Source organism: Phenylobacterium sp. (genome assembly GCF_030693405.1).
Classification (GTDB): domain Bacteria; phylum Pseudomonadota; class Alphaproteobacteria; order Caulobacterales; family Caulobacteraceae; genus Phenylobacterium.
This window is the reverse complement of the sequence record NZ_JAUYAW010000029.1, coordinates 1-24,646: the sequence shown is the minus strand read 5'-3', so window position 1 is coordinate 24,646 and position 24,646 is coordinate 1. Positions and strand designations below refer to the sequence as shown.

Genomic DNA, 24,646 nt, shown 5'->3' with positions numbered 1-24,646 from the left:
CGCCCACCGGGTGAAGGCCTCCGCCAATTGTGGGCCGGCGCCCAGCTTGCCGGCGTGCTCGGCGTATGGCTGGCCGTCCTGCCCATCATCCCGATCTATGCAGGCGGGGCCTGGGCCGGGCAGACGATCAAGCGCCGCCTGGTCCGTCCCTCCTGAGCACGACGTGATGGGCGCGCATGTGCGACAGGCTCCTTGAGGCGCCGAGCCGTCACGGGCGCCAGCTGGACCATGCAAAAAGCAAAAATTACGACGGCCTGCGGTTTGCACACTCGACGTCACGCATTATGGACTTGTTCATAAACGAACACCGGCGGCCTCTGGCCCGTCGGGCCGACGGCCAGGTGATGGAGACCTTCATGACGGATGCGACCTCGACCAAGAGCGTGGACGCTACGCCGACCCGCCATGCCGGGCTCAACGCCTGGGTGAACGAGATCGCCGCCCTCACCAAGCCCGACGCCGTCTATTGGTGCGACGGCTCCGAGGCCGAGTGGATCAAGCTCACCGGCGACCTGGTTCAAAGCGGGACGCTCAAACCCCTGAACCCCGACCTGCGTCCCAATTCCTTCTACGCCGCCTCTGATCCGCGCGACGTCGCCCGGGTCGAAAGCCGCACCTTCATCTGCTCGGAAAACGAGATCGACGCCGGCCCCACCAACAACTGGGCTGAGCCGAGCGAGATGCGCGCCAAGCTCGAGGGCCTGTTCGACGGCTGCATGCGCGGCCGCACCATGTATGTGGTTCCCTTCTGCATGGGCCCCCTCGGCTCCAAGATCAGCGCCATCGGCGTGGAGATCACCGACAGCGCCTATGTGGCCATCTCCATGCGGGTCATGACCCGTATGGGGACGCCGGCCCTTGAGCAACTGGGGGGAGACGGCTTCTTCGTCCCGGCCGTTCACAGCGTCGGCGCGCCGCTCAACCTTGGCCAGGCCGACGTGCCGTGGCCCTGCAACGAAGAGAAGTACATCGTCCATTTCCCCGAGACCCGGGAGATCTGGTCCTATGGCTCGGGCTACGGCGGCAATGCGCTGCTGGGTAAGAAGTGCTTCGCCCTGCGCATCGCCTCTGTGATGGCCCGGGATGAAGGGTGGCTGGCTGAGCACATGCTCATTCTCAAGCTCACCTCGCCGGAGAAGGACGTCCGCTACATCGCCGCGGCCTTCCCGAGCGCGTGCGGCAAGACCAATATGGCCATGCTTCAGCCAACCCTGCCGGGCTGGACGGCCGAGACCATCGGCGACGACATCTGCTGGATGCGTTTTGGCCAGGATGGTCGGCTCTACGCCATCAATCCTGAGGCCGGCTTCTTCGGCGTGGCGCCGGGCACGGGCCTGGAGACCAACCGCAACGCCATCGACGCCCTGCACGCCAACTGCGTCTTCACCAATGTGGCCCTGACGCCCGACGGCGACGTCTGGTGGGAAGGCCTCACCAAGGATCCGCCGCCGGTGCTGACCGACTGGCGCGGCAATCCCTGGACCCCGGCGTCTGAGACCCCTGCTGCCCATCCCAACGCCCGCTTCACCGTCCCGGCCGACCAGTGCCCGGTGATCGCGCCCGAGTGGGAAGATCCCGCCGGCGTGCCGATCTCGGCCATTCTGTTCGGCGGTCGCCGCGCCTCGGCCGTGCCGCTGGTGACGGAGGCTTTCGACTGGCGCCACGGGGTCTTCATGGCATCCAACGTGGCCTCGGAAGGCACGGCGGCGGCCGAGAACGCCATCGGCGAGCTGCGCCGCGACCCCTTCGCCATGCTGCCCTTCTGCGGCTACAACATGGGCGATTACTTCAATCACTGGCTGAAGCTCGGCGCCCAGGCCGACGCCGAAAAGCTGCCGCGCATCTATTTCGTGAACTGGTTCCGCAAGGACGAACGCGGCAAGTTCGTCTGGCCGGGCTTTGGCGAAAACAGCCGGGTCCTGAAATGGATCGTCGAGCGCCTCGGTGGCCGCGCTGAAGCGGTGGACACCCCGATCGGTCGCTTGCCCACCCGCGAGAGCCTGGATCTGGCCGGTCTCGACCTGACCGACGCCCAGCTTGACCTGCTGCTCACCGTCGACGCCGACATCTGGACGCAGGAAGCCGCCCTGATCCCGCCGGCCTATGAGCGGTTCGGCGAGCGCCTGCCCAAGGCGCTTTGGGACGAACATGCCGCCCTGGTGGCCCGCCTCGCCGCAGAGCGTCGGGGCCAGGCTGTGGCGGCGGCGGAATAGTGCGCAAGACCCTGATCGATTTGGCTGCGGATGGGCTCTGCGGCCAGCCGAGCAGGGATCGAAACTTGACAGGGCGCGTTCAGGAGCCGTCTGATGTCTGAGTATGTTGCAGCGCAACAGGGGCTGGGTATGTCTGAGCCACTTTTCGCCTATTCGATGAGCCAGGACACTATGGGCTGGGCCTGGAGCGTCTATGACGAGGCCGGCGAGATCGTCGCCACAGGTCTGGACGCCTGCCAGGATAGCGCCAAGGCCGCCGTGGACCGCGCCATGCGCCATGTGGCCTGGATCGGGCTAGCTGCTCCTGGCGGCCGCCGCCGCGCCCCAGCCGGATCGGCCTGAAGACGCCACACTGATACGGGTTAGGCCTGAATAGGGACGAGGGTGCTTAGCCCTTCGGCGACGAGGGCTCAGCCCTGTCCGCCGCCTGCCACCACCTTGAGCTTGGGCGCGCCGCCGGGACGCTGACCGCGGATCTGCCCCACCAGATCAAACAGCGCCGTGCGCACCCCTTCGGAGTCCGCCTGCTCCGCCAGGGCCTCCAGGGTCTGCAGATGCCCGGGCGTGATCCGCACCGCTGAATTCGACACCACCTGCATCACCTTGGGCGCACACGGCGTGGCGTGCTCATTGTCGTCCAGCAGGGTCTCGTTGAGCTTCTCGCCGGGGCGCAGGCCGGTGATTTTGATCTCGATGTCCTGGCCAAGGGTGCGGCCCGACAAGGCGATCATCTGGCGGGCCAGGTCCATGATGCGGACCGGCTGACCCATCTCCAGCAGGAACAGGCGGGCCCGGGCGTCCTGGTCCTCGGCGCTGGCGGCGGTGGCGTGCATGACCAGCTGTGCGGCTTCCGGAATGGTCATGAAGAAGCGGGTCATGTCCGGATGAGTCAGGGTCACCGGCCCGCCGCGCTCGATCTGCGACTTGAAGATCGGCACCACCGATCCGGCTGAGGCCAGCACATTGCCGAACCGTACGGCGGCGAAGCGGGTCTTGGCCCCATTGGTCTGCTGAGCCTGGATCACGGCCTCGGCCAGCCGCTTGGTGGCGCCCATGACATTGGTCGGATCGACGGCCTTGTCGGTGGAGATCAGCACCATCTGGGCCGCCCCGCACAGGCGCGCGGCCTCGGCGACATTCCAGGTGCCGATCACATTGGTCAGCACCCCCTCGCACGGGTGACGCTCGACCATGGAGACGTGTTTCAGGGCCGCGGCGTGGAACACCAGGTCGGGCGCCTGAGCCTGAAAATGGCCCTGCAGGCGGCCCGCATGGCGCACATCGCACAGGACGGCTGAGCGGGAGAGATCGGGATAGGCCTCGGCCAGCTCCCGGTCGATGGTGAAGAGGGCGGCCTCTGAACTGTCCACTAGGGTCAAGTGGGCGCAACCAAAGCCCGCCGCCTGCCGGGCCAGCTCGCTGCCGATGCTGCCGCCGGCGCCGGTGATCAGCACCCGGCGGTCCCGGATGAGGGCGGCCACGGGCGCGCGATCCAGCTGGATGGGTTCGCGGGCCAGAAGTTCTTCGACACTGACGTCGCGCAGGGGCATGAGGGCCGCGCCCTCGTGGTGGCGCAGCTCAACGATGCTCGGCAGTCGCAGCATGCGTACGCCATCGGTCCGGAACCGGCCCAGATGATCGGGATTAAGGCCCTTCATCTGGCTTGGCTCTTCAAGGAACAGGACGGCCCGCGGGTAGCGGTTCCAGCGGCGCAGGTCGTCGAGCGCCTCTTCCAGGCGGTCCAGGCTCTCGATGATGCAGACGCCACGGACCTGTTGGCCCACATCGCGCATGTCGATGCCGATGATGCCCACCGGCGTATAGCGTCGGTCATTGGCCCGCGCGGCGTCCCGCGAATTGGTGGCGGCGAGCGCCGGCGGGCCGATCAGCCGCAGGGGCGGGGCCTGAGTCCCTGCGGCGCCGCGCAGGGGCGCGATCTTGACCAGGGCATGTTCATGGATGGCCCGACGGAATACCCGCAGGCCCAGGCAACCGGTCACATGGAAGACAGCGGCCATGGCGAGCGCTGAACGGGGCAGGGTAGAGGCGCGGTCGACGATCCAGACCGTGAGCAGGAAGAGCCCTGCCGTCAGGGCCGCGATGCGGGCGATCACCAGGGCGTCAGGGATCGACGCATAGCGCCAGGGCGACAGCTCCCCGCGGAAAAGGCTGGTGAAGACCGCGGCGAAGGCCGCGTAGATCGCCGCCAGCTGGAGGATGTTCAGAGAGGGGGCGCCGTCAAATCCAAGATCAGGGATGGCGGAGGGCGAAAGAAGGTAGGCGCATACGAAGGCCAGAGCGGCGATGGCGACATCGACGACGACGGTTTGCGCTCGGAAGGCCATCCGCATCATGGGCTGCTCTCCGCGACTCCCTGCGAGCCGACAACATAGACGGGGCCTGACCCACGTCCAACCAAACTCAATTGAGGGAAGAAGCGATCCCCCGGCGGCGCACCCAGACTGGCCGGGCGATTCAACGTCGGAGGGTTTGGCGGTCGAATTTGGTCAAAATGAGAAAGGCCGCCGCCAGGGGGCGACGGCCTTTCAGATTTGAGATCAGCGTCGCTTAGAAAGCGGCGGTGAGGCTCGCGGCCAGACGGCCTTCGCCGATCTTGCCCAGGCCCGACTCATCGGTGTCGTGCCAGCGGACGTCGACGCCGATGGTGTCGTTGATCGCGAAGCCGAGGCCGACGTTCCAGGTGGTGTAGTCGAGGCCGGTGTCGACTTCCTGACGACCCACCGCACCGCTCACGCTGAGGCGCTCGGTCAGGGGCGCCGCGGCGTTCACTTCATAATAGAAGGCGTCGCCCGTGCCGCCGAAGAAGTCAGGCGAATAGTAGACGGCCGCGCCGATTTCAGCCGGACCAGCCGGGATCGTGCCGGCGGCGGAGAATTCCCAGAAGTTGTAGTCCGAGCCCGAGGGGGCGTCGATGTAGGAGTAGTAGATGACGCCGAAGTCCATCGACGCGATGCCGAGCGTCGGGGTCACACCAGCGTAGAAGTCGACTTCACCCACAGTGTCGTCGCCGAAATCGACGTTGGACGCCCAGATGCCGGCATAGCCCATTTCGCCGATGGCGAGGTCGACGCCACCGAAGACCTGCGGGCCTTCATCGGTCTGGCTGACGCCACGGTAAACATAGTCGGACGCAACGCCGAGGTTGAAGCTGACCGGCGATTCCTGCGCAGCGGCGGCGCCGCCCATGGCCAGAGTCGCAGCGGCGGCGAGAAGCGTAAGCTTGAGAGTTTTCATTCGTTATCCCCTTGAGTTCCCGATCTGGCCTTGCCCGACCGACGTTCTGCATCCTCATGGTGAAGGCGCTTAGATCAACGGGGGCTGTCTGCTCAGATGCGCCTGCATAGACCGTGGCCAATATTTCAGCACCCCTCGATGGCAGCGCCCAAAAAAAAGGCTGGCTACTGTCACGCTTGCGCCACAGGGCTAGCGCATACTGAGCGGGGCCGCTCCAAGGTGAGTCCCGGCGTCCACCAGCAGGGTCTCGCCTGTAATGTGGCGGGCCGCCGGAGAGGCGAGGAACACCGTGGCGCCGGCCACGTCTTCAGCGGTTGAAGCGGCCTTGAGCGGCGTCGAGGCTTCAGCCCCCTGGCGCATCTTCTCCGCTCGTCCAGCCGGCAGGCCCTTTTCGAACCAGGGGGTGTCAATGAAGCCCGGGCAGACGGCGTTAACCCGAATCTTGGGCGCCAGCGCCCGCGCCAGCGACAGGGTCATGGTGGTCAGAGCCCCCTTGGACGCCGCATAGGGCACCGAAGAGCCGATCCCCATGACGCCTGCGATCGACGAGGTGTTCACCACCGCGCCGGGCTGGGGCGCCGATTCCAGCAGGGTGCGGCAGGCGCGCAGGGTCTGATAGGCGCCCACCACATTGATCCGGTAGAGGTCGAGAAAATCCTGGGCCTGGACTGCGTCGAGATCGGCGTGATTGGGGGCGAACTTGGTCACCCCGGCATTGTTAAAGAGGGCGTCGACCCGCCCGAACGGCGCGGCCGCCGCGGCGATCTTCCGGCAGTCCTCATCCTCGCCCACATCACCCTGCACCAGCAGCCCTTGAGCGCCGTGGGCGGCCACCAGACGGGCGGTCTCCTCGGCCTCGTCCCGGCTGCGGGCATAGTTGATGATCACGGCGGCTGCGCCACGCGACGCCGTCTCCACCGCAATGGCTCGGCCAAGCCCTGTGGAGGCGCCCGTCACCACCACCACATAGTCCTTGAAGTCCTGTCCGCTCATGGGCTGTTCCTCCTGGCGCAGGATCATCGCCTGCGGGTTCTTCTCGGGGCTCAGTCATAGCCAGGCCTGGCTCACATGTCGCGGGGGCGCCAGTTGCCCAGCCGCGGCGTCGCGGCTAAAGCCCGCTCATGGAAGAGACCCATCTGACGCAACTTGGCCAGGATGTCCGAGGCTTCGACAGCCCCGAGGCGGCTGTCTTGGAGCGAGTCGCCAACCCGCAGGCCGACACGCTTTATCTGGCGCGATTCACGGCGCCGGAGTTCACATCCCTCTGCCCGGTGACCGCCCAGCCGGACTTCGCCCACCTGGTGATCGACTACGCGCCCGATCGCTGGCTCATCGAATCCAAGTCGCTGAAGCTCTACTTGGCCTCGTTCCGCAACCATGGGGCCTTTCACGAGGACTGCACGGTGTCGATCGGCCGCAAGATCATGGCCGTCGCCGAGCCCCGCTGGCTGCGGATCGGCGGCTATTGGTATCCGCGCGGCGGCATCCCCATAGATGTGTTCTGGCAGTCGGGGCCTGCGCCCGCCGATCTATGGCTGCCTGATCAGGGCGTCGCGCCCTATCGGGGGCGGGGTTAGCTCAAGGGCTTCGGTCTTGGCCAGTCCTTGTGCTTTCAGGCGACAGTTGAACGCCCTGACTACGGCCAAGCTTGTTGAGAAGTTCCCTTGTTCATCCCAGGCTGGGGCGACGCCGAGGCACGGCAATACGGGCCCCGTCTGGCGGTCAGGGCGTAAAACTGCTATATAGATTGGGCCCAACTCTCCTCGGGCGTGTCACGGAGACCGGTCGGCGCCTGCGCTGGCCGGTCTTTTTGATGGGGCTTAGCCGCTCCAGGGCGTGACGAGACTTTCCGGGTCTGGCCTGACCCGTTCCAGGGGCGCTTCTTTGGCCGACCCCATCAGGATGTAGCCGGCCACCCGTTCTCCGGCCTCCAGGCCCAGGATCTTCAGGGCGTCAGGGTCGTAGGCGTACCAGTCGGTGATCCAGTTGGCGCCGTAGCCCATGGCCGTGGCGCCATAGAGCAGGTTGGTGCAGACCACCGCAGCCGACAGCAACTGCTCCCATTCCGGAATGTCGCTCAGCTGCGGCCGGGCGACCACCGCCACGCACAGGGGTGGGGTTTTCAACTTGGCGAGCTTGGCGGCCGCCTTGGCGTCTTCGCGGGCCAGGGCGAGGGCTTCCAGACGCGCCGCAAACTCCGCCTTGGGCGCGGTCTCCAGGACGATCAGCCGCCAGGGCGTGAGCTTCCCATGGTCCGGCACGCGACAGGCCACACGGACCAGGACGCTCAGGTCCTCAGGTGAAGGACCCGGCGCCGTCAGGGTCAGGGCCGAGGCCGAGCGGCGGGTGGCCAGGAAGTCGAGGACCTCGGGCCGGGCGGTCTGGGGCATGGGCACGCCCATGGGGACGGGATCGGGCAGGGACAGGGGCAAGGGATACCTTTTCGTGGACGCGTCAGGGGCTCTGACGCCGGAGTTCAGTTCGACCGGCCGCTAGTTGAGAATATGTTGCAGAAACTGCCCTGACGCCAGCCCCCTGCCTCTGATGGGTGAGGCCCCCGCCGCGCGGCGAGCGCTGGGCGATTGAGAGAACGACGATCGCTCAGCCTGGACTCCCGTCAAGCGTGTGTTATGGTCAAGCTTAAGCGTGAGGTGGCGGCCTTGCAGGTCCCCTGGACACGCGTCTGCGTCGGGGAAAATCATGTTGCATAAGGCGATTGCGGCGACCGCCGCATGCGCGCTGCTGGCCGGTTGCGCGACAAACACACTGCAGAGCCAGTCGGTCAGAAGCAACGCGCTGGGCTATTACAGCCTGCCGCGGGCCGAGATGGGCGTTCAGGTCTACTATGCGCAAGCGGCGGGGACCGACGGCCTGATGGTGGCGGCTGAAACCCCGCGGATCACCTCGGGCGAATCCATCCCATTGGGTGCGTTGTTCAGCGCGGCGTCGGAAGACCGGTTCGAGGTGAAGGTCGATCCTGCGACCGGGTTTCTTCAGCAGATCAGCCTAAATCTGGAAGATCGAAGCGTTGAAACGGCGAGGGCGCTCGCCGCCTCCATTGGCGCGGTCTACGCCTTCAATCCCGGCTTCCTGGCGCCACGGGCCGACACAGCGGAGTCTCTGGTCGAGCCTCCACGCCGGGTAGCGCCCATCCTGGTGGCCACGACGATCCTTGATCCGACCAGTCAGGTCGAGGTCGAAAAGGCCAACCTCACCCTCTGGTCCCAGACGCTCGACAGCCTCCGTTGGCGCCAGGCGATCGACTGCGCCCGCGACGCTCGGGGAGGCGACGACGAGGCGGCGGTGGAAGGCTCGACCTGCCAGGGCGGGCCGACCCTGGCCGCGCTGGTTCCGGCGGGCAAGGTCCCGGTGGACACCAAGGCGTTGGCGGCGGCCCTGGCTCGCGACCGGCCGTTTATTCTCTTGCCCGAGACAGCGACCGCCCCTCGCTCCAATCAGTGCGACTTCAGCCAGAACGGCTCCGGGGTCTGTGTGCGGGTCGCAAAGGCCTGGCGGCTGGCGTTGCAGGCGCCGGGCGGTCCCATCCTCTGGCAAGGAGCCCACCTTCCGGTCGCCGGCGACGAATACCTCCTGAATGTCGAGCGGGCCATGTTCGCCACCAAGACCTACAAGGTCGATTTCGAGCACGGCTTTGCGGGCGACCGGTCCATCAGCCAGACCAGCCAGGCGCTTGCCGTCGCTGGAGCGCCAAAGGTGGTGGTCGACGCCTTCATCGACTCCCTGGGCAAGACGACCCAGGCGATCAGCGGGATCATCCCCCTGCGGGTGGAATATCGGAACCTGCGCTATCCAGAGGCCAAGGCTGAGACCACGGCCACAACCTCCACCCAGACGACGGCTGCGCCGGCGGCGGGCGCCGCCACGGGCGCTCAGAGCACCCAGACCACCCAGACCACCGCAAGCGCCAGTTCCAGCGGCGGCGCGACGCCGCCCAAGCCGCCCACGCCTGCGGCCCCGGCGGCCCCGGCTGCCGCCGCCACGGCCCCTGCAGCGGCCCCGGCGGCCCCGGCCAAGACGGATCCGGCCCCCAAGCCTGAGCGCCCAGCACCGCCGGCGCCGCAGCTGTGGTTTGCGGCCTGCACCATAGGGCTGAGCTGTGAAGGCGCCCTGCAGAAGGCGCTGCTCGGGGAAGACGAGAACGACGCAGGCGATGCGGGCGGCGGCGACGGGCAGGAGTTGCCACAGCCCGAGGTCTCGGCGGCGGCCGGCCGGTCTCGCTGAACCCCGGCAGACAACGACAGGAGGCTCAGATGCCGGTTGATGACGCCGAAGGTCCTGAACCAGATTTTGAGCTGTCGCAGCCGGTCTATGCCGCGCCACCTGACGCCGCCGCCGGGCCAGTAGACCTGGCTGAGTCGGCTGGCATGACGATCAAGTCGATCATTGGGACGGACACCCGCAGGGCCGTGAACGATCCCACCGCGGCGCCATGGTCGGGGATCGGGCGGCTATCGGTGAGCGGCGCCATGGGCGTCAGCCATGGCACGGCCTTCCTGATCTCCGAGCGCTGGGCGATGACGGCGGCGCATGTGGTTTTCAAGGCTGGGGCCAGTCCCCGGCCAAGGCTGCGTCTGGCGGACGGCCGGCTGATTTCAGCCCACTACATCCTGCATCCGGACTACCGGCGGACACGGGCGCGGGCGGACGATGTCGCCCTGCTGCGTCTTGATCAGGACGCGCCGGGCTTCAGGTTCCTGAGCGACGTCTTCAGTGATGACGAGCTTCAGGTGCTCGTGGAGACGAAGGCTGAGGCGCGTGCGGCGGGCTATCCCCTCGACGGCGCCGGAAAGCTGATGTGGGGCGCAGGCCCGTTGGTCGGCCATACGCCCCAGCTGATCGAACACCAGGTTGACACCAACAAGGCCCAGAGCGGCGCGCCCCTGTTCCGGGTCACCCCGGACAAGATCCGATTGTTGGGCGTACACGCCCACGGCGACATCACCACGCACGCCGCCGAAGGCGTCCCCAATGTCGCGGTCCGGTTCACACCCTGGGTGCGAGACTGGGCCCTGGCCGCCATCGCGCAACGCTCGGCCTGACGGGTGCGCACAGCGCCTGCGCCAGCGACCTGCGGGCGTCAGCCCTTCCAGTCCGCAGTGGTGCTCGGCTTAAGGGAAGGACTATGGAAGTGGCGACCTTGAGCCTGTCGCGGGCTCACCGCCTTGACCCCATCAGGTGCAGACATGTCGCAGAAACCGCCCTGGCTTAAGCCCCATGGTCAGCCCTGGCGCGCTGGTCCAGCCCGTCGCCTCTATGACAATCCCTGGATCGCCCTGGAAGAGTATGACGCGGTCGCGCCGACAGGGGCTTCGGCGCTCTACGGGGTGGTGCGGTTCAAGAACCTCGCCCTGGCCATCCTGCCCCTGCATGAGGACGGGACCATAACCCTGGTGGGACAGAACCGCTATCCCCATGCCGACTACAGCTGGGAGATCCCTGAGGGCGGGGGGCCGCTGGACGGCGACCCTCTGGAGCACGCCCGGCGCGAGCTGCGCGAAGAGGTGGGACTGGAGGCCGCCGACTGGCGCGAGGTGTTGCGCGCGCAGCTGTCCAACTCGGTGACCGATGAGCGGGCCGTGGGCTTCATCGCCATGGATCTTCGCCCCGTGGCGCAGGCTCCGGACGAGACTGAGGATCTGGCTGTGGCGCAGATTCCCTTCAAGGAGGCCCTCGAAACCGCGCTTGCCGGCCATATGCCTGATATGCTCACGGTGGCGATGCTGCTTCGAGCTTACCATATGGCTCGGGAAGGGGCCTTGCCGTCGGCGCTCGCACGCCGTCTGCTAAGCTAGGGAGAGAGCCCATGGGACGGGAAGACGCCGCAAGGCTGGAAGTTATCGATCCGGGACACGCCCCGCCGGTCTGGGCCGCCCTGCGCAATGAGGCCGAGCGGGCCGCCCGCGACGAGGCCGCGCTCGCCTCGCTGCTGAACGCGGTGATCCTCAGCCATCACAGCCTGGGCGACGCGCTCTCCTACCAGCTGGCGCGTAAGCTCGGCGACCAGGAGCTGCGGGCCATGAGCCTGCGCGACATCGCCGAACAGGCCTATGCCGCCGCCCCAGGCCTGGTGGATGTGGCCGAGGCCGATCTGCGGGCGGTCTTCGAACGCGACCCCGCCTGCAAGGGCTATGTGCAGCCCTTCCTGTTCTTCAAAGGCTTCCTCGCCCTGCAAACCCAGCGGGTCGCCCACTGGCTTTGGAGCCAGGGCCGCGACACCATGGCCTTCTATCTGCAGAGCCGCATGTCCGAGGTTTTCCAGGTGGACATCCATCCCGCCACCCGCATCGGGTCTGGCGTCTTCATCGACCACGGCACCGGCATCGTCATCGGCGAGACCGCGGTCATCGGCGATGACGTGTCCCTGCTCCAGGGCGTGACCCTTGGGGGCACGGGCGCCGAGCGCGGCGACCGCCACCCCAAGATCGGCCGCGGCGTCCTGCTGGGCGCCGGCGCCAAGGTGCTGGGCAATATCACCATCGGCGACTACGCCAAGGTGGCTTCAGGGTCTGTGGTGCTGAAGCCTGTGCCGGCCCACTGCACGGCGGCCGGCGTGCCGGCCCGTCTGGTCAACTGCCCGACCTGCGAGGAACCGGCCCGCAGCATGGACCACACCCTGGCCGAGGCTGTGTACGACTACGTCATCTGAACGGAAATCAGTCCGATCGAGGTTTTACAGGAGGCCGCGAACGTCTAGGTTCGCGGCCTCTTCAGATTCCAAAGGAGCCCCCCGTGGACGAACGCGCCATGCGTAAAGTCGAAGGCCACCTGCGCGGCGCCTTCGCCAACGCCAGGATCACCCTGGTGCCCCGCCCCAAGCAGAAGGACTCCGCCGAGGTCTATATCGCCGATGAGTTCATCGGCGTGGTCTTCGAAGACGAGGACGAGGCCGGCTCCTACATGTTCGAAATGGCGATCCTGGCCGAAGATCTGCCCTGACGCGCCGCTGGCGCCCCCCGATTAGGCTGAACAAGCTCATCAAAGCGGCATTTGACGTCCCGTTAACCCCCGCAGGTTGACCCTTACCCAAATCGGGTTGGGTGGGTTTTCGAATGTTCGGGACAGTACAGCTGTGGGGCGGCGCAGCCTCCCCGAAGTTTGACGCCCTGGCCCTGCGCCCCGTGCTTCGGCGCATGGCGCAGGCTGCGCGGGCGCATTTCAATGCTGATCAGGTCGAGATCGTCCTCCACGATGGGGACGATGCGTTCCGTTGCGGGGCCGACGGCGTTCTGGAGCTGGTGCTGGACGCCGGCTCGGAAGACCTGTTTTCGGCCCCGCTCTGGTCCTGTTCGAAAGACCGGAACGCCGAGCTTGGCTTTGGCGCGGCGCCCTTTGTGGCCAGCGCCCCGGTGGCGTTTGGCGGGCAGGGCAGGCGGGGGCGGCTGACCGTCACCTGCGCCTCTGCGCCTGCGGCTGAGACCGATCTGGCGGAGATCCTCTCTGACCTGGCCGATGGCGTGGCCACCGCCGCCGAGCGGCTCTATTCAGACCGCGCCAGCGACTATGCCCGGGCCGAGGCTGACGCGGCCGAACAGCTGCTGTTCAACCTGATGGCCTCGGCGCCGGTGGCCCTGGCGGTGACCGACTGCGACCTGAGGCTGATGCACTCAAGCCCCCGCTGGCGCGAGGAGTTCGGCCTGGCCGGCCGGGAGCTTCACGGGGAGTCGCTGAGCGACCTCTTGCCGGACATCTTCGTCCGGTGGGGAGAGCGGGTCCGCGCCTGTCTGGACGGCGAGACCCTGAGGGGGGAGCGGGTGAGATTCCAGACCGCTGATGGCCGGCAGATCTGGGCCCGGGTCGAGGTCGGACCCTGGCGGACCCCGGACGGCGCCATCGGCGGCCTGATGCTGCTCTCTCAGGACATCTCAGACCTGGTGGACGCCCTGGACCGCGCCCAGCGCTCCGAGGGGCGGATGCGGCTGGCCACCGAGCTGTCGGAAATCCATGTGTACGAGCTGGACTACAGGGCTCGCCAGCTGCTCAGCATCGGCGCCGAGGACACCTTCTTCAACCAGCGCCTGAACTACGAAGACCTCTATCGAAACATCTGGGTCTCGGTGCACCCCGATGATCGCGCCATGGCCCAGGCCGCCTGGGAGCATCATCAGGCCACGGGCGAGCCCTATCGCGTCGAATACCGGGTGGCGCGCGATGATGGCCAGGAGGTCTGGGCCTACTCCACCTCCGAGCTGATCACCGACGAGAACGGCCGTCCCCTGCGTCTGGTGGGCGCGCTGCAGAACATCACCAGCCGCAAGCGCGCCGAGGTGGAGATGGCTCAGGCCCGGGACGCCGCCGAGGCGGCCAACCGCGCCAAGAGCGAATTCCTCGCCAATATGAGCCACGAGATCCGCACCCCCATGAACGGGGTGATCGGGATGAACGCCCTTCTGCTGCGCACCGACCTGTCGCCCGACCAGCGCAAGTACGCCGAGGCGGTCCAAAGCTCAGCCGAAAGCCTCCTGTCGATCATCAATGACATCCTCGACGTCTCCAAGCTGGAGGCCGGAAAGGTCGATCTTGAGTCCATCGGTTTCAGCCTGACGGGCCTCGTGGAGGATGTGGCTGAGTTGATGGCGCCGCGGGCGGCCGAAAAGAACCTGGAAGTGGCCTGCTACCTCGATGACGGGGCCCAGGGCGGCTTCACGGGCGATCCCACACGGCTGCGCCAGATTCTGCTCAATCTGGTCTCCAACGCCGTCAAGTTCACCGAGCGGGGCTTCGTGGCCATCGAGGTCAAGTCTCAGCCCGCCGGCAAGGGCCGCAGGACCCTGCGGATCGAGGTGGCCGACACCGGGCCTGGCCTCAGCGCCGAGGCCAAGCTTGGCCTGTTCCAGAAGTTCCATCAGGCGGACGGGTCGATCACCCGCAGGTTCGGCGGCACGGGTCTTGGGCTCTCGATCTGCCGCCAGCTCGCTGAGCTGATGGGCGGCCAGATCGGCGTCAATGATCGGCCCGGCGGGGGCTGCATTTTCTGGCTGGAGCTTGAGCTGCCGGTCGCCGAGCTCGCCCAGGCGCGTCCGGCCCCCAAGAACCCCAATGGTCTGCGCGGCGCCCGTATCCTGGTGGTCGACGACATCCCCCTCAACCGCGACATCTTCCGACGGCAGCTGGAGGCCGAGGGCGCGATGGTGGTCGAGTCCGCCGACGGTCCCACGGCGCTGGACCAGCTGGCCTGCGCCCATGACGCCGAGCGGCCCTTCGACATCGTGCTCCTCGACCACATGATGCCGGGCATGGCCGGAGATGAGGTGGCGCGGCGGATCCGCGCTCTAGGAGCCCATCAGCAGCCGCGTATTGTGATCGCCTCATCCATGGGCGCCCCCTGTGGTCATGAGCTTCAGGCCTGGCCGGCCCTCGACGGCTTTCTCACCAAGCCCGTGCGCCAACACGTCCTGACAGAGACCCTGAGCCAGCTTGGCAGCCGCTGCCCATGGTCTGGGCTGGATCAGCAGGCCTTTGAGGTCGGTTCCGCCGGCTCCCAGGAGACGACCGCGCCGGTGGAGCCCCAGAGCGTGCGTATCCTTCTGGCCGAGGACAATGAGATCAACACCCTGCTGACCTGCACCCTGCTGGAGGGCATGGGGTGTGAGGTGGTCTGCGTCGTCAACGGCGCCCTGGCGGTGCAGGCCATGACAGACGGGCTGTTCGATCTGGTCCTCATGGACATGCAGATGCCGGTCATGGACGGCCTGGAGGCCACGCGCCGGATCCGCGCCCTCGGCGGCGCCGCCTCGCAGGTTCCCATTGTCGCCATGACCGCCAACGCCATGCAGTCGGACCAGGACGCCTGCTACGCCGCGGGCATGACAGACTTCGTCTCCAAGCCGATCCATCCTGAGACCTTCCTGTCGACCGTAGCGCGCAACCTGGACGCCGCCCTGGAGGGCGCGCTTAAACTGGTGGGTTCCGCGGCCTAGACCCGGCGGCTAAGAGACGCCATGCGTTCCTGCGGAGCGAGTCCATGCTGAAGGTTGTCGCTCTGTCGCTGGGGGCCCTTCTGATCCTGTGGATCGGGGCGGGCCTGGTGATTGAGGCCCTGTTCGCCCCCAGGGATGTCCGTGGCCAGATGGTCGAGCTGGGCGACCGCCGCCTGAGACTGGTCTGCGCTGGACCATCCGATGGTCCTCTGGTCTGGCTGGAGGCCGGCGCCTTCGGGTTCTCCGCTGATTTCGCCGACCTGCAGGACGGTCTGGCGGCCGAGGGGGTGCGCAGCTGCGCCTACGACCGGGCAGGCCTCGGCTATTCCGATCCAGGCCCAAGCCCTCGCGATAGCGCGGCCATTGTCACCGACCTCGAGCGGTTGATGACCGCCGCCGGGGTGAACGCACCCGTGGTCTTGTTGGGACATTCCATGGGCGGCCAGCATGTCCGCCTGTTCGCCACCCGTCATCCTGAGCGGGTCGCAGGCATTGTCTTGGTGGACGCCGCCACGCCCGAAGCGGTGCAGATCCCCCTTGTCCGCCGGTTCGTCACCACCTTTGGCAATCTCTCCCAGGGCACGGCGGTGGCCATCAGCCTGGGTCTGGCCAAGCCGCTGTTCTTCCTCGGCGACCGGATCGGCCTCACCGGTCCGGCCGTGCGCGAGAAACAGGCGGCCTTCGTCTCGGGGCGTCACGCCCGTAACGCGGCCAATGAAGCTTCGCACTGGCTGGGCAGCGCCGCCATGGCGCGCGCCGCAGGCGCCCTGGATCCAGCCTGGCCCGTCGCCGTCGTCACGGCCGGCGCCGCAGCCGATCGCAATGGCGAATGGGGCCGGGCGCGGCTGGCCCCCGTGGAGGCCTCCGACCACGGCAGCTATGCCGCCGTCACCGAGGCGGGCCACGCCACCATCCTGTCCCACGCCCACAACGCCGAGATCGTCGCGGCGGTGAAACGGGTGATCGCCAGCGCGGCGCTGGCGCGCGCGCCTGTCACGGCTGACTAGGCGGGCTTGAGCGCCGCGGCGTCGAACTCCGCCTTCCAGGCCGCCAGGGTCGGGGAGGTCGAGGTCTGATCCCAGGGATGGAAGCCCGGCCGGTACCAGGCGAAATAGGTCTTCCAGCCGCGCCGGAAGAGGCCAGGCTTCACCCAGACGAACTGCTTGACCGCCTTGCGCGCCGCGTCGGGCGAGTAGCCATCAGCCTCCAGCAGGCGGGCGGCGTAGCGGCTGATGTTGCGGGTGAACATCAGGGTGATCAGCGCCATGGCGATACAGCGGCGGCGATAGCGCAGGAAGGGCGACCAGTCCTTGGTCGCTTCCATGAAGACGTCATAGGCCACCGCCTTGTGCTCGGTCTCCTCAAGCGCATGCCAGCGCCAGAGCCGCTCGATGGCCGGATCGGTCTTCTGGAACAGCTCGTCCCGGTGGCGGATGTGCACCTCGGCCATCATGGCGGTGAAGTGCTCGAGGGCGATGGTGGAGATCAGCATGGCCATGGGTCCGCGCCCGCGGCTGAAGGCCACCCGTTCGCGCACCTGGGCCTCGATCTCGGCCACGGGATAGCGGTCCCGGTCGATCAGCTGGTTGAGGCTGTGATGCTCGCGCGAATGGATCGCCTCCTGGGCGATGAAGCCCCGGACATCCTCGGCCAGCTTGCCCGAGACCCGGTCGCGATAGTGCCGCACGGCGTCCATGAACAGGCGCTCCCCGTCGGGGAAGGTCAGCGACAAGGCGTTGAACACCGCCGTGGCCACTGGGTCGCCGTCCAGCCAATGGCCGGAATTGGTGAGGCTGGCGTCAAAATGGATGTCCCGGGGGCTTACCTCGACATCGGCGGGCGTGGTCTTGCGCGTCATGGCATGATCCTGTGGAACGGGGGCGTCTGATCCCCGGGGCTTGTCCTGTCTCCAATCTAGAGTTACCGACAAAAATGTCAATAGAACCTGCCCGCCGTGTTCGCCGGTCGCCTGAGGCGGCCCGCGAGAACATCCTGCAGTCGGCCGAGCGCCTGCTGCTGGAGCGGGGGCCGCAGGGCTTGAAGCTGGTGGAGGTGGCCCAGGGCGCTGGCGTCTCCCACGCCACGGTGCTGCACCATTTCGGCTCGATTGACGGCGTTCAGACCGCTCTGGCCGAGGCGATGATCCGCCAGTTGGTCGCCCGCGTCCTGGCGGCCGAGCGGCCCGATGATCCCGAGGCGCAACTGGAGGGGGTGGGGCAGGTGCTGTTCGACGCGTTTGAGTCCGCCGGCGGCGCCCGCCTGGCCGCCTGGCTGGAACTGACCGGCGAAACCCGCCGTCTGACCCTGGTGCGCGAAGCCGTCGCCGAGGTGATCTCCGGTCCTATGGCCCAAAAGGGCGTCGACCCGGAGCGGGCCACCAATCTGATCCTGGTGGCCGTATCGCTGGCCATGGGGGTCGGCCTGATCGGCCGCTCGCTCGCCGAGCTGGTGGGCCGTCCGCCCGAAACCACCCGCGAGGCGGCGCTCGCCTTTCTCAAGTCCGGCCTGGCTGCGGCGATCAGGGTCTGAGAAATCCACCTGGCCCCATGGCGCGCGAGGACGGCTAAACCGTCTATAGGTGTCGTAACTGATCGTCAGGAACCGCGCCGGTGAGATCTGAACAACGGCTGGAGATCGCTCAGACCGAGCGGGGGAAGTTCGGCGATCCGCGTGCGGCCGCTGCGGTCGAGGCCGCCATGGAAGCCCATGATCGCCGATTGCGCCGCTACTTCGCCCAATTGCTGGGTGTCGATGGCGCCGATGATGCGGTCCAGGAGCTATATGCGCGGCTGTTGCATGTGGCTCGCAACGGCGGACCAGACGCCTTCAGCCTGGGCTATCTCAAGCGCGCAGCTGAGTCCGTTGTCTTTGACATCCTGCGGCGCAGGCGCACCCGGCGAACCCGCGACAGTGTGGAGTTGGATCCCGAGACGCCGGCGGATGCGCCAACGCCCTTTGACCATGCCCGAGAGCGTCAGAGGCTGAACCATCTCAAAGACGCCATACTGAACCTGCCGCCGCTACAGCGGCGCGTCCTGACAATGCACCGGTTTGAAGACATGAGCCTGGCCGACATTTCACGTGAGATGGGTGTGCCGCTGAGGACGGTGCAGCGCCAGATGATGAATGCTTTGGCCAATTGCCGTCTTCACCTCGATCAGCGTGGGTGGTCTGATCAATGAGGGGGCATCATCGACGTGTTCATGAGGCCGCCCGCTGGTTCGTCCGCTTCCAAAGTCGGGGCGACGCAGACCGCCGGCCCTTCTTTATCTGGCTGCGGCGGACGCCGCAGGCGCTGGACGAATATCGCGCCATTGAGGCGCTATGGGCTGATCTGGATGGCCTGAGGGGTGACCCCGACCTCAACGCCGAGATGCGCCGATCATGGCCTCGCACCTCGGCTTGGCCCGTGGGGTTGATCGCCGGGGCGATGGCGGCGGCCGTGGTCGTGGCTGTCGCCGTCGCTGCAAGCCTTCCTCGCTCGCTCCACTATGTGACCGAGGAGGCAGAGCGCTCCATTACGCTGGCTGATGGGTCGCAATTGGCTTTGGAGCCGGGTTCGGAAGTCAAGGTGCGCATGACACGACACCGCCGCGATGTGCGGCTTGTGGAGGGCCAGGCTTCCTTTGAGGTGACGGGCGATCAGGCACGACCCTTCTATGTTCTGACGGACGCCGCCCGTCTCAAGGTCGTGGGCACCATCTTCGATGTCCGTTTGGATGACGACCGACTGGAGCTCACGGTGCGGGAGGGACGCGTGCGTGTCGAAAACGACGCCCCTGAGGATGTCGTCGCCGGCGAGCGGGTGCTGGTGGATCGCCAGGGGATCCGGAGACTGTCAGCCGCCGATCTTCAGGCGCTTCCAGCCGACCAGGGATCGCGCCTCCACTTCTCAGCCACGCCACTCGGCGAAGCGGTGGCCAGCATCAATCGCCAGAGTTCCGAGACCCTCGCCCTGGCCGATCCGTCCCTGTCGGGCCTGCCGATTAGCGGCGTATTCGCCGATGATGACGCCGCAACCTTCGCCCGGGCCCTGCAGTCGATCGGTCTCGTTCGGGTCGAACGCCGAGGGCGTGTCTGGGTGCTGCACGCCCCGACCGAGGCCGACCCGTCCGTGAACTTTTAGCGACGTCTGGCGTGCCGTCACCAAGCTGACGTTCTTAAGGGAAGGGCGTCGTGAGGTGAGCTAGCCGACAGCGAGCCGCCCCGAGCAGATCGAGGTGGGGGCGATGGCCAGTCGGCAGAACAGGCCATTCAGGCAAGCGTTCGGCTGGCGCGCTGTTGTAGCGGCTTCCATGCTGGTGGCCCTCTGCCTGGCCGCTTCGCCCGCTGTCGCCCAAACCAGAGATTATGACGTGCCCGCCCAACGCCTTGATCAGGCGCTCAGGCGCGTGGCGCAGATCTCAGGCGTCCAGATCCTATTTACGCCGCAGGCCGTGGCGGGCCTCAGGTCGAGCGCTGTCCGAGGGCAGATGTCGCCTCGGCAGGCCCTCGAGCGCGCCATCCGGGACCATAGGCTCCAGGTAACTGAGGTCGGGCCCAACGCGTATGCCTTGAGGGGTGTTCCGCAGCCTGGCCTGCGCCGCCAGACCACCCAAGCCACCCGCCCAGAGCCGCCGGCTCTGACGCCGACGCCCTTGGCGGAACTGGTCGTCACAGGGGCGCATGCGGGTGAGGTCACCCGCAAGGCCGAAACCGCCTATGCCGTGACAGTGATCAGCGAAGGTCGGCTTAGCTCCATGGACGCCAGTTCCCTCGCCGGGGTGGTGGCGTTGACCCCAGGCTACTGGGTTGAGTCATCCGGTGGCGAGGCCAGCAACAATATCCGCGCCAGGGGCGTGCCTTTGGACGGCTACTCGTCCGTGGCCGTTCTGGAAGACGGACTGCCTGTGCAGCACGACGCAGGCGTCGGCTTCTTAAATCCCGACCAGCTCTTTCGACCGAGCATGGGGCTGGCGCGCATCGAGGTGCTCCGCGGCGGTCCGGCGGCGGTCTTGGCGTCCCAGGCGCCTGGTGGGTTGATCAATGCGATCAATCGGGCACCCCCAGACTCGCCAGAGGCGCAGATTAGGGTTCAGACGGCCAACTATGGCGGCATCCGGTTCGAGGGCTTCGCCGGCGCCCCGTGGGGTGAGGCGCGGGTGAGCCTTGACGGATTCTGGCGGGAGGATGAAGGCGTCCGTGGCACCAATTTCGCCGCCAATCGCGGCGGCGCCGCGCGGTTGGCCTTTAGCCGCCAGTGGGGGCGCGCGGATGTAGAGATTGCGCTCAAGCGTATTGATGACCGCGTCGCCTTTTTCCTCCCGGTCCCCATGCGCCAGGGGCCCGGAGGGGGAATTGAGTCGATTGAGGGCTTTGATGCTCGGCGCGGCACGCTGCTTGGTCCTGATCTCATCAGGTTTGATCCGAACGCCCGGCAAGACCCTCAGGCTCCGCCTTTCACCATCGCCGATGGGACACGGGTTCAGCTGACGCAAGCAACCCTCAAGGCGAGTTGGGACCCGGGGCTGGATGGTCTAGCCGAATTCCGTCTGAGCGCGCGCACCGCCGACACCGCCCGCCACGGGCTCTTTCCGAGTGGGTTGCAGCCGGCGGCGACGCGCGCATCTGCGGCTCTGGACCAGGCCAAGGTCCAGTTCCCAACGGCTGATCGGGTCAGTTATCGCCTCGCCTCGAGCCCGTCCCATGCGCCTGTGACCCCAGGCGCGGCCGTCATCCAGGGGCTCGCCTCCACCGTTTCGGCGCCGCTTGATGAAATTCTCTCGTCTTTCAACCTCTCTGGACAGGGCGCGGCGCTGGGGGCCGACTTTCGATGGAACGTGGGAGTCTATGGCGCGTACGGCGACTATGGCTTCCGGCGGCTCTCGTCGGCGGTTCTCCTGGAAGCCCAGGAGAATGCCCGCCGTCTTGACCTCGTGGTTCTTGACGCCAGCGGCGCGGTTCTCGGATCGCTCACCGAGGGCGGCGTGGTTCGCTATGGCGTTCAGTATGACAATGCCGAGGCGAGCCAGGCGACCTTCGCCGCCTTTGGCGCCTGGGACGTTATTCTTGGCTCGGCCTGGACGCTCGACTTCGGCGCCCGCTGGGAGGGGCAACACCAGTGGGGATCGGTCGAATTGGCCGCGCCAGCAAATCTTGGCGGACCCACGGTGGCCGATGACGCCATACTGCGAGGAACCGGTGAACGGCGTGGGTTTGACGCGCGTCACGCGACGCTCAACGCAACGCTTGGCCTTCGTCGAAGGCTGACGGACGACACGCACCTGTTCGCCAGAGTTTCGCGCTCTGAGCGCCTGCCGAGTGTGTCCCAGTTCTACGGAGACCCCAGCGGACTTAGCGTTCGCAAGGCCCCGACCGTTGGAATGGACATAGGCCTCTCGCTTGAGCGGCCCAGACTGGCGCTTTACGCCGTGGTGTTTCGCACGGCGTTCAACGGCTTTCCATTCAACGAAACCCTCGTCAATCCAGTGACCGGCTTTGTGGAAGCCACCACATCTTTCGCCACATCAATGACGACGGGTTTGGAGTTGGAGGCGAGATTTGAGCCCACGCCCTGGCTGGCGCTCGATGGGAGCCTGACGCTTCAGAACCCGGTCTTCGACCAGTTTGAGGCGCGGGTGGTCCGAGACGGGCTGCCAGAAGTGCAGGATTTTTCAGGTCGACAGCTCATTCGTGTTCCCAAGCTCATGCTGCGCCTGGCCTCGACCGTGACGCTCCCCCATCGCGGCGAAGCCGGCCTTGTCGTCGAGCACTTTGGGGAACGGTTTTCCGATGCGGCCAACACCGCCCGACTGCCGCCCTATACCGTGCTGTCTGGGCACTACAGCCTCGCCCTGTCTGAGCGGGTGCGACTGACGTTCACAGGCGCCAATCTCACCGACACCTTGGGGCTCACCGAAGGCAATCCTCGGGCGGGGCAGCTGGTGAGCGCCGACGCCCAACAGGGCCTCTTTACCGCCCGCCCCATCTTCGGCCGCACGATACGCGCCGCTATCGCCGTCAGCTTCTGACCTCCCGATCCTCAGACGAGAGCCCCAAACGCCATGAGAAACTCCACCCTGCTGGGCTGGCGCCTTGCACTGTTGGCCCTGGCCGTGACTGTCGCTCCCGCCTGGGCCAGCGATGATCGGCCAAGGCCAGCGCCCATTGTCCTGGAAGGCGAGCTGACCGGAGAGCTTCACGAGACCTATCTGGAGCTCCCCTTCGAGGTGCCGCCGGGGATCGAGCGGGTGAGCGTCTCTCTCGACTATGACCAGGACAATAGGACCGTCATCGACATGGGTCTTCGGGACCCGAACGGCTTGCGCGGTTGGAGCGGCGGGGCCAGACGGAGTTTCACGCTCTCGGCGTCTGAGGCGACGCCGTCCTACACCCCTGGCCCGATCATCCCTGGAACCTGGCGGCTGATCTTGGGCGCGCCCAATGTTCGGGCGTCGTCACGCTCAGCCTACCGCGCGGAGATCACCCTGACGCCGGAGGGAGAGCAAGTTCCCGAAAGCGCCTTCTTCGATGGCCCCATTCGCGCCGGCCCAGCCTGGTACAGGGGGGACTTTCACACTCATACCGGCCACTCCGACGGCTCATGCGAAAGTCTGGCCGGGCGCCGGGTTCCATGTCCGGCCTTTCGGACTTTGGAGGCGGCGCGACGGGCCGGCCTCGATTTTGTGGCGGTCACAGAGCACAATACGGTGTCGCACCATGGGCCGTTGCGCGAGCTACAGCCCTACTACGACACCATCCTGATTATCCCCGGCCGCGAAATCACGACGTTCAAGGGGCACTTGAACGTGTTTGGGCCCCTAGGCGAGCTGGACTTCCAGCTTGGAAGCCCGCGCCTTCCAAGCCTCGAGCAGATGCTCAAAGAGGTCGAGGGCAGGGGGGGCTTTTCCTCCATCAACCATCCGGGAATGCCCTCAGGCGAGGCCTGCATGGGGTGCGGCTGGATCGTTGGAGACATCGATTTCAGCCAAGTCGCCGCGGTCGAGGTCGTCAACGGGGGGAGCATGCTCCTCACGCGGTCGCCGGAGGGGCCCCTCAGCCACATCCCGTTCTGGGAAGGCCTCCTCGATCAGGGGCATCGCCTCGCCGCAATCGCCGGGAGCGATAACCACGACCCCGACAATTTGGGCCGCCAATCACCGGTGGGTCGACCAACAACCGTCGTCTATGCGGCCAATCTCTCCCAACGCGCCCTGTTTGACGCGGTTCGGGCTGGCCGGGTCTTCGTTGATCTGGAAGCCATCCCGGGTCGCCATCTGGATCTCACGGCCAAAAGTATGGACGCCGAGGTGAGAATGGGCGGGGTGCTACGGCTGGCTCAGGGGGAGACCGCAAGCCTGACCGTCGAAACTCACGGCGTAGAGAATGCGGAAATCGAATGGGTCGCTGGCGCGAATGCGCCGGCCTTGCGTCTTTCTTCTCAGGAGCTGGCGCAACTAGACGGTTCGCGTCGACAAACCGTCACCCTGACAGGTGTCGGCCGGCCCTACTGGGTTCGAGCAAATATTAGAAACCAAGAGGGCGAACTCGTTCTGATCGGTAGCCCAGTATACATCGAAGAAAAGTAGGTCGATTTCATAATACTGTAGAAATGCTAGTTTATCCCTGGCGCGCCAGCTTTATGCAAAAGTTGGAATAAATCCACGGGGGATAAACATGAATGCGATGCGTATTCTAGCCGCTAGCGCTTCTATTTCGACTTTACTACTTTCAGCGCCGTCTGTTCTTGCGCAGGAGCAGGATCAAGACGTGGCGACTGTCGGCGAAGTCGTCGTCACCGCCCGCGCAGGCGCCAACGAGCGCCGTCGGGTTGAGGCCAGCTACGCCGTGTCGGCGATAACCGAGACGCAGCTGCGTCTGCAGGCGCCGATCTCCACCGCCGAGGCCTTCAAGGCGATCCCAGGCTTCTGGGTCGAGGCGTCGGGGGGCGAGGCCTCCAACAACGTCCGCAGCCGCGGGATCCCGACCGATGGCTATTCATCGGTGACGATCCAGGAAGATGGGCTGACGATCCAGCATGATGGCGGCCTTGGCTGGCTCAATGCCGACCAGTCCTTCCGCCTGGACGAGACCATCGGTCGCGTGGAAGCCGTTCGCGGCGGTCCCTCGTCGATCTTCGCCTCAAACGCCCCGGGCGGCGTGGTCAACTTCATCACCAAGCAGGCCGGTCCGACGCCTGAGGGCGTAATCAAGCTCCAGGCCGGTGACTACGGCATGTACCGCGCCGACTTTTTCTACGGT

Annotated in this window: 22 protein-coding genes; 17 read left to right on the top strand and 5 right to left on the bottom strand. The window is 66.5% G+C overall.

Annotated features, from left to right (window positions below; genetic code table 11):
* Positions 1-27 precede the first annotated feature (27 nt).
* The 3 genes from Q8N19_RS05545 (at position 28) to Q8N19_RS05535 (ending at position 2,555) form a co-directional block, all read left to right on the top strand.
* On the top strand, positions 28-156 hold the full coding sequence (locus Q8N19_RS05545) for a hypothetical protein (RefSeq protein WP_305588602.1): 129 nt from the start codon (positions 28-30) through the stop codon (positions 154-156).
* A 200-nt stretch (positions 157-356) separates the two neighbouring features.
* Positions 357-2,213, top strand: a complete 1,857-nt coding sequence (locus Q8N19_RS05540) for a phosphoenolpyruvate carboxykinase (GTP) (RefSeq protein WP_305588601.1) — start codon at positions 357-359, stop codon at positions 2,211-2,213.
* Positions 2,214-2,342: 129 nt separating this feature from the next.
* Positions 2,343-2,555: a hypothetical protein gene (locus Q8N19_RS05535; protein WP_305588600.1), complete on the top strand. Its 213-nt coding sequence runs from the start codon at positions 2,343-2,345 to the stop codon at positions 2,553-2,555.
* Positions 2,556-2,623: 68 nt separating this feature from the next.
* On the opposite strand, the gene Q8N19_RS05530 is transcribed toward Q8N19_RS05535, so the two are convergent.
* The 3 genes from Q8N19_RS05530 to Q8N19_RS05520 form a co-directional block, all read right to left on the bottom strand.
* Entirely contained in the window at positions 2,624-4,567 is a 1,944-nt protein-coding gene (locus Q8N19_RS05530; protein WP_305588599.1) for a UDP-N-acetylglucosamine 4,6-dehydratase family protein, read from the bottom strand.
* Between the two features lie 214 nt (positions 4,568-4,781).
* Positions 4,782-5,468 carry a TorF family putative porin gene (locus Q8N19_RS05525; RefSeq protein ID WP_305588598.1) on the bottom strand — a complete coding sequence of 229 codons (687 nt, stop codon included), beginning with the start codon at positions 5,466-5,468 and terminating at the stop codon, positions 4,782-4,784.
* A gap of 189 nt (positions 5,469-5,657) precedes the next feature.
* A complete protein-coding gene (locus Q8N19_RS05520; protein ID WP_305588597.1) occupies positions 5,658-6,461 on the bottom strand; it encodes an SDR family NAD(P)-dependent oxidoreductase in 804 nt (267 codons plus the stop codon).
* Positions 6,462-6,589: 128 nt separating this feature from the next.
* On the opposite strand from Q8N19_RS05520, the gene queF reads away from it, so the two are divergent.
* Positions 6,590-7,045, top strand: coding sequence for a preQ(1) synthase (gene queF, locus Q8N19_RS05515; protein WP_305588596.1), 456 nt, complete (start codon positions 6,590-6,592; stop codon positions 7,043-7,045).
* Between the two features lie 243 nt (positions 7,046-7,288).
* On the opposite strand, the gene Q8N19_RS05510 is transcribed toward queF, so the two are convergent.
* On the bottom strand, positions 7,289-7,900 hold the full coding sequence (locus tag Q8N19_RS05510; protein WP_305588595.1) for a nitroreductase family protein: 612 nt from the start codon (positions 7,898-7,900) through the stop codon (positions 7,289-7,291).
* A 268-nt stretch (positions 7,901-8,168) separates the two neighbouring features.
* Here Q8N19_RS05510 and Q8N19_RS05505 point away from each other — a divergent pair, with 268 nt between their 5' ends.
* The 7 genes from Q8N19_RS05505 to Q8N19_RS05475 all read left to right on the top strand — a co-directional run bounded on the left by Q8N19_RS05505 (position 8,169) and on the right by Q8N19_RS05475 (position 16,413).
* Entirely contained in the window at positions 8,169-9,710 is a 1,542-nt protein-coding gene (locus tag Q8N19_RS05505; protein ID WP_305588594.1) for a hypothetical protein, read from the top strand.
* A 29-nt stretch (positions 9,711-9,739) separates the two neighbouring features.
* Entirely contained in the window at positions 9,740-10,528 is a 789-nt protein-coding gene (locus tag Q8N19_RS05500; protein ID WP_305588593.1) for a serine protease, read from the top strand.
* Positions 10,529-10,672: 144 nt separating this feature from the next.
* On the top strand, positions 10,673-11,281 hold the full coding sequence (locus Q8N19_RS05495) for an NUDIX hydrolase (protein ID WP_305588592.1): 609 nt from the start codon (positions 10,673-10,675) through the stop codon (positions 11,279-11,281).
* Between the two features lie 11 nt (positions 11,282-11,292).
* Positions 11,293-12,135, top strand: coding sequence for a serine O-acetyltransferase (gene cysE, locus Q8N19_RS05490; protein WP_305588591.1), 843 nt, complete (start codon positions 11,293-11,295; stop codon positions 12,133-12,135).
* A gap of 83 nt (positions 12,136-12,218) precedes the next feature.
* Positions 12,219-12,425 carry a DUF3126 family protein gene (locus tag Q8N19_RS05485; protein WP_305588590.1) on the top strand — a complete coding sequence of 69 codons (207 nt, stop codon included), beginning with the start codon at positions 12,219-12,221 and terminating at the stop codon, positions 12,423-12,425.
* A gap of 113 nt (positions 12,426-12,538) precedes the next feature.
* Entirely contained in the window at positions 12,539-15,406 is a 2,868-nt protein-coding gene (locus tag Q8N19_RS05480) for a response regulator (RefSeq protein WP_305588589.1), read from the top strand.
* 44 nt (positions 15,407-15,450) lie between these two features.
* Positions 15,451-16,413 carry an alpha/beta fold hydrolase gene (locus tag Q8N19_RS05475; RefSeq protein ID WP_305588588.1) on the top strand — a complete coding sequence of 321 codons (963 nt, stop codon included), beginning with the start codon at positions 15,451-15,453 and terminating at the stop codon, positions 16,411-16,413.
* Here the strand turns inward: Q8N19_RS05475 and Q8N19_RS05470 are convergent.
* Complete coding sequence (locus tag Q8N19_RS05470; protein WP_305588587.1) at positions 16,410-17,264, bottom strand: metal-dependent hydrolase; 855 nt, start codon at positions 17,262-17,264, stop codon at positions 16,410-16,412. The two genes, Q8N19_RS05475 and Q8N19_RS05470, sit on opposite strands and share 4 nt — an antisense overlap.
* 74 nt (positions 17,265-17,338) lie before the next feature.
* On the opposite strand from Q8N19_RS05470, the gene Q8N19_RS05465 reads away from it, so the two are divergent.
* The 6 genes from Q8N19_RS05465 to Q8N19_RS05440 all read left to right on the top strand — a co-directional run.
* Positions 17,339-17,935: a TetR/AcrR family transcriptional regulator gene (locus tag Q8N19_RS05465; RefSeq protein WP_305588586.1), complete on the top strand. Its 597-nt coding sequence runs from the start codon at positions 17,339-17,341 to the stop codon at positions 17,933-17,935.
* 80 nt (positions 17,936-18,015) lie between these two features.
* Positions 18,016-18,588, top strand: coding sequence for an RNA polymerase sigma factor (locus Q8N19_RS05460; RefSeq protein ID WP_305588585.1), 573 nt, complete (start codon positions 18,016-18,018; stop codon positions 18,586-18,588).
* Positions 18,585-19,532 (top strand): FecR family protein, encoded by a 948-nt coding sequence (locus Q8N19_RS05455; protein WP_305588584.1) that lies wholly within the window; start codon positions 18,585-18,587, stop codon positions 19,530-19,532. The genes Q8N19_RS05460 and Q8N19_RS05455 overlap by 4 nt, the downstream gene beginning before the upstream one ends.
* Positions 19,533-19,959: 427 nt before the next feature.
* On the top strand, positions 19,960-22,416 hold the full coding sequence (locus tag Q8N19_RS05450) for a TonB-dependent receptor (protein WP_305588583.1): 2,457 nt from the start codon (positions 19,960-19,962) through the stop codon (positions 22,414-22,416).
* Positions 22,417-22,449: 33 nt separating this feature from the next.
* On the top strand, positions 22,450-23,973 hold the full coding sequence (locus tag Q8N19_RS05445) for a CehA/McbA family metallohydrolase (protein ID WP_305588582.1): 1,524 nt from the start codon (positions 22,450-22,452) through the stop codon (positions 23,971-23,973).
* 181 nt (positions 23,974-24,154) lie between these two features.
* Positions 24,155-24,646: TonB-dependent receptor plug domain-containing protein (locus Q8N19_RS05440; protein ID WP_305588581.1), on the top strand; the 492-nt coding region annotated here is incomplete at its 3' end.